General features: G+C 64.9%; 6 protein-coding genes. All 6 read left to right on the top strand.

Features of this window, described 5'->3' with window-relative positions; genetic code table 11:
• Positions 1-154: 154 nt before the first annotated feature.
• The gene (locus B056_RS0108350) at positions 155-457 is read left to right on the top strand and encodes a nucleotidyltransferase family protein (protein WP_018501418.1); all 303 of its coding nucleotides are present in this window, start codon (positions 155-157) and stop codon (positions 455-457) included.
• A 19-nt stretch (positions 458-476) separates the two neighbouring features.
• A complete protein-coding gene (locus tag B056_RS0108345) occupies positions 477-794 on the top strand; it encodes a HepT-like ribonuclease domain-containing protein (RefSeq protein ID WP_230202894.1) in 318 nt (105 codons plus the stop codon).
• A 45-nt stretch (positions 795-839) separates the two neighbouring features.
• Positions 840-998, top strand: coding sequence for a hypothetical protein (locus tag B056_RS42565; protein ID WP_154676921.1), 159 nt, complete (start codon positions 840-842; stop codon positions 996-998).
• A gap of 54 nt (positions 999-1052) precedes the next feature.
• The gene (locus tag B056_RS45335) at positions 1053-1181 is read left to right on the top strand and encodes a hypothetical protein (protein ID WP_018501416.1); all 129 of its coding nucleotides are present in this window, start codon (positions 1053-1055) and stop codon (positions 1179-1181) included.
• Positions 1182-1346: 165 nt separating this feature from the next.
• Positions 1347-2117: a DUF5131 family protein gene (locus B056_RS0108335; protein ID WP_018501415.1), complete on the top strand. Its 771-nt coding sequence runs from the start codon at positions 1347-1349 to the stop codon at positions 2115-2117.
• A gap of 44 nt (positions 2118-2161) precedes the next feature.
• Positions 2162-3271, top strand: a complete 1110-nt coding sequence (locus B056_RS0108330) for a three-Cys-motif partner protein TcmP (protein ID WP_020572388.1) — start codon at positions 2162-2164, stop codon at positions 3269-3271.
• Positions 3272-3511 lie beyond the last annotated feature (240 nt).

Genomic DNA, 3511 nt, shown 5'->3' with positions numbered 1-3511 from the left:
GTGGATCAACCAGCCACCAACGATCATCGAGACCGAGGAGGCGCTACCCACGAACCAAGCAGCCTGATGTCTCATCGGGATTGACAGGCTCCGCCCACCCGCATTGGAACGATGACACCCTAGACCTCGAGCTCCCTGCAGCTACCCTTGACCGGTGGGGTCCATCGCGGGAGTAGAGATCGACGGGGCACGCCTGGCCGCGATCTGCGATCGTTACGGGATCGCCGAACTCCAGCTGTTCGGCTCACAAGCGCGCGGCACAGCGACCGCCGACAGCGACATCGACATCCTGTACACCCTTCAGCCGGGCCGGCGGCTGGGCTGGAACATCGAGCAGCTCGCCGATGACCTCACCGACCTGTTCGGACGGCCCGTCGACCTGGTCTCCGCCCGCGGGCTCCACCCGCTGCTCCGCTCGTCCGTCCTGGCTGAGGCACGGCCCGTCTATGCGGCGTGACGTTCTCCTTCGCAGCGAGATGATCGAAGCGGCCGATCAGGTGCGGAAACTCACCGACGGGATCACCGTCGGCGCTCTGGAGGCGGACCGCCAACGTCGCGACGCACTCCTGTGGAACTTCACCGTGCTCGGCGAAGCCGCCAGTCAGCTCTCCGACGAGATCACCAAGAGCTTTCCCGACATCGCCTGGAAGCAGCCCGTCCGGCTACGTAACCGGATCGTCCACGGCTACTGGTCCGTCGACCTCGAGATACTGCACACCGCGGCCAGAGAGCAACTACCCCAGTTCGCAGTCGACCTGCGCCGAGTTCTCGCATCCATACGCGAAGGCGGCTGAACCATTGAGAGCTGGAGCGTGAGGACGAGGAGATGCCGGTCGCCTTTGAACAGGCTCGGCGACCTGGACGGACCGCGTCACATCGGCATACGTGCGGATCTCCCTAAAGAACTTGCAGCTGGCTCGCGGATGGGCGTACGCAGCCTGGCCGATGACTACGGCGAGCTGGCTGCCTACCTCGCCTGCGCCTTCGAGATCACCTGACGGCTAACGATCGGTGGGACGGGCCACGGCCGAGTCCTGACCAGGGCCGCCCGCGTGCTCCCGGGCCGACGGGGTGAGGCGGCCGGCGGCAGCGCCGTGGCACACGCGATCCGCGACACCGGCTGGACGGTCAGAGACCTCGACATCCTGCACGAGCGACTGACCTTCGCCCGCCTACAGTGAGCCTTTTCCGTCCCGCGCCGCGCGGGTCTGGTCTGGTCTGGGGGCCACCGTGTTGGCTGCGCGGGGCGAGAACCATCTTGGTGACAACATCCGCGCGTCACCCCACGGGCATCGCACATATGTGCGAGTCTAGAGAAAGATCGAAGAGGAGAGGCGGAGGGCCCTGTGGCTGACCGGAGCGCGATCGAGTGGACGGAGGCGACCTGGAATCCCACGACGGGCTGCGACAGGGTCTCAGTGGGCTGTGACAACTGCTACGCGCTAGCCCTCGCGGCCCGGTTGAAAGCGATGGGCAGCCCCAAGTACCAGCAAGACGGCGATCCGCGCACGTCCGGCCCCGGGTTCGGAGTTACTGTCCACGCCGACGCGCTTTCGATCCCGCTGCGTTGGCGGGCCCCACGACACGTCTTCGTCAACTCGATGAGCGACCTGTTCCATGCCCGGGTGCCCACGACTTTCATCCAGGACGTCTTCGGGGTGATGGCCGCTGCCCCCCAGCACACCTTCCAGGTCCTCACGAAGCGGTCTCGTCGTCTGGCCCGGCTCGCCGACACGCTGCCCTGGTCAGACAACGTCTGGATGGGGGTCTCGGTCGAAGACGGCGCAGCGCTGCCGCGGATCGACGACCTCCGTCGCGTTCCGGCCGTCGTCCGTTTCCTGTCCTGCGAGCCGCTACTCGGGCCGCTCACCGGCGTTGACCTCGACGACATCGACTGGGTCATCGCGGGCGGGGAGTCCGGCCGCCACCATCGTCGGATGGACCCGGCGTGGGTCATCGAGCTGCGTGACCTGTGCACGGAGGCCGCGGTTCCGTTCTTCTTCAAGCAGTGGGGCGGCCGAACTCCGAAGAGCGGCGGGCGCACTCTGGAAGGGCGTATCTGGGACGGGATGCCCGTCACGACTCGACCGTCACCACTGGCCGCTTCCACTATGTGACGGATCGGCAGACGTCGGAGATCCCATGCGCTACACATTTGTATGTGGCGGTACCAACAGGCGTCCGATGGGCCCGTGACCCTCATACGGCGGCAAAGCACGACCTGCTCCGTCGCTACCTGCAAGCGTGGTATCCGATCATCTTCTCCGGGCGTGAACGGGCGGCCTACGTCGAAGGTTTTGCTGGTCCCGGAGTCTACCTCGACGATCTACCCGGATCCCCGATCGTCGCCCTCGACGTCTTCCTGGACAGCCCCACCCTGATGAGGGGCGGCCGTCTGGAGGTAGTGCTCCTGGAAGCACACACGGGCCGATTCGCGGAGCTAAGGCGGCGGATCGATACCAGACTCACCGAACGCGGTCGGCCTGCGGCTCTCGTACCGACGATTCGACGAGGGAAGTGCGGGCATGATCTCCTCCCCCTTCTCCATGAACTGGGGGTCTTCGGGTCGGCCGCGTTCGTCTTCCTGGACAGCTTCGGCGGCCCCGACGTCCCCCACGATCTCGTCCGGGCCATTGCCGGCAACCCCTCCAGCGAGGTCCTCGTCACCTTCGGTACGAGCTTTCCCACCCGCTTCGGCCAGATCGACAAACATGCCGCCACCGCAGACAAGGTTTTCGGGAGCCCGGAGTGGCGCGCGGTGCAGCACGTCCCACCGAGCCGGAAGAAAGAATTCCTCCTCGACCAGTACCGTGCTTCCCTCAATCGGGCGGGCTTCTCCTTCACGCTCGCCTTCGAGATGGTCGACGAGGGGGGCCGCCCGCTTTTTCTCGTCTTCGGCACGTCACACGAGAGCGGACTCAAGGCGATGAAGGACGCGATGTGGAAGGTCGACCCGCTCACCGGGGTCCGCTACCGCGACCCGCGCGACGTGGCTCAGCAGCTCCTTGATCTCAAGATTGAACCCGAAACTCGCCCACTCCAGAACGCGATCATGAATGTGATCGCCGAGTCGGGTCCGATGACAGTAGCGAACCTCCGTCGCTTCGCCCTGCTCAACACAGTCTTTCGCCCTGAGCATGTAGGTACGGCATTACGAGAGCTTCGCAAAGCTGGCCGTCTCCACCAGAGTCCTGGTCGGCCAAATCCGAACACGGTCATCGGGTTACCCACAAGCGAGTCGCCTGTAAGCCAGCAGCCGACGCTATTTTGATATACGACCTGAGCCTCCGCCGTGAGTTTTGCCGTCGCTGTCGTCGTGGAGCGAATCGACGATCTCTTCGAGGAAGAAATGGACCTTCGCGCCGATCGGGCGACCGCGGTACACGGACTGGACGAGGTCGGTGCTCGGCGAGCGACGGAACCCGTCAACCTGATCGAGGCAAGATCTTGTAGGAACTATTGAGCTGGTTGTTCTGTGGTGGTGCCTGGCTGGTTCGGGGTCTGTTCGGGT

This window comes from Parafrankia discariae (genome assembly GCF_000373365.1).
Taxonomy (GTDB): domain Bacteria; phylum Actinomycetota; class Actinomycetes; order Frankiales; family Frankiaceae; genus Parafrankia; species Parafrankia discariae.
Note: the sequence above shows the minus strand (reverse complement) of the source record. Positions and strands in the feature narration are given on the sequence as shown.